Below are 1,583 nucleotides of genomic sequence, written 5' to 3'. Positions count from 1 at the left end.
CATAGCCATCAAGTTTAAAAAAATGAGTCCGATGCCAAAAGGCATCGGACTCATTTTTTTACGATAGGGAGTAGAAGAACATCATTTTGGGCATACTCAAATAAGACTCCCTTGGTTTTATATTTTTTATACAGCTTTGTGAAGTCTTATCGTACATTCTTGCGTGATATTCAGGACATCGAATGGTGTACGATGCTTATACCTTCGTGCTTTTCGCCCATTTTTGACAAGGTCCTGAAAGAGCCTGGTTAGCACTGATATAGGATGTTGAAAGGTCTTGAAAAGCACGTCGTGTATACTAGAAAAGTAAATTTGGATGATATATGTACATTTGTATTCACTGACTTCTTTTTGTTTTTTCTCCCATATAAGTCTTCGCATTTGATAAGTAATGCTAGCTACCAAACACAAACCAATCAATTGCCCATATAAATGACATTGAAATCGCTCCAGTTTCACAGGTTTCACTTCATGAATTTTAAAAATAGACTTCCAGGTTTTAAATATAATTTCAATTTGCCAGCGTAACGAATACAGTTCGTACACTTCATTGTGCGGAAGTTTTTCACTAGATACGTTCGTAATAAGAAGATTGATACGACTTGCATACTTTGGTATCTTCTTTTTTGTTTTCTTATGATGCTCTAAACGTTTCGCCCACTCAGCTTGTGTTAGACGATAGATGACAAGACGTGTTTTGTGTTTTTGATGAAGTCCAATATAGACTTCTGGTAATTCAAGTGTCTCTCCTTCAGATAATTCTTTCGTCAATTCTTCCAAATTGAGGAGAGTCCATTTTTCATCTTCCTCTTTTTGATAGACTTGTGTATTCCAGCGGATACGTGACACATAAAATGCCTTTCGACTCGCAATTTCTTCTAAATCATAAATAGAAAAATAACCAAGATCACGAAGAGAAAGTTCTCCTGGTTCTAACGTTTGTGTACGTTCCTGCCCATAACGACAATCACTACTTGTACCATCTGTTACAACTGTTTCTAAAAATTCTCCAGAAATCAGTTCGTATTCTAATTGAATTTTCACTCCAGCTTCTGAAGCACCACCTCCTAATCCTTTGTAAGAAGATGCATATTGAGCTGGAAGCTGAAACGCTGTTGAATCTAATACACGAATGCGAGTAAAACGATTAGATAAAGTTGTCATCGGAGAAAGCTTCCTGTGAAATACTTGTAAAAACAATTCTTTTAAGAATTGTACAGTCTGTTTATTGAATCGATCGTTTAGACCTTGGCTAGATAAATGAATTCCTGTAGCCCTACTTAGTTTTGCACATAAACTAACCAAAGATTCTGTTCCAATTGTTTGGCTGAGAAAAACGCATAATGAAACCAGGTCTTGCGCTCTACATTTACGTTTTCGACGAATCATTCCTGTTTGAAATGCTAGTAGTTGTAAATCTGGAATCGAAAATTTTCTTTTAAATTCTTCACCTAGTAAACGTAATTCTTCTTGTGTAACATGAGTAAGCTTAGACATAAAATGGGTCATCCTTCCATGCAGTATGCATGGAAGGATGACCCATTTCGTTAAATTTTATTCATTTCCTTAACTTGATGGCTATG

Annotated in this window: 1 pseudogene; it reads right to left on the bottom strand. The window is 35.9% G+C overall.

Annotated elements, in window-relative coordinates:
- Positions 1 to 196: 196 nt before the first annotated feature.
- A pseudogene (locus MR076_RS25855) lies at positions 197 to 1,497 on the bottom strand (IS4 family transposase).
- Positions 1,498 to 1,583: the final 86 nt, after the last annotated feature.

The sequence above is a fragment of the Bacillus cereus group sp. BfR-BA-01380 genome (genome assembly GCF_022663535.1).
GTDB lineage: Bacteria > Bacillota > Bacilli > Bacillales > Bacillaceae_G > Bacillus_A > Bacillus_A cereus_BB.
Note: the sequence above shows the minus strand (reverse complement) of the source record. Positions and strands in the feature narration are given on the sequence as shown.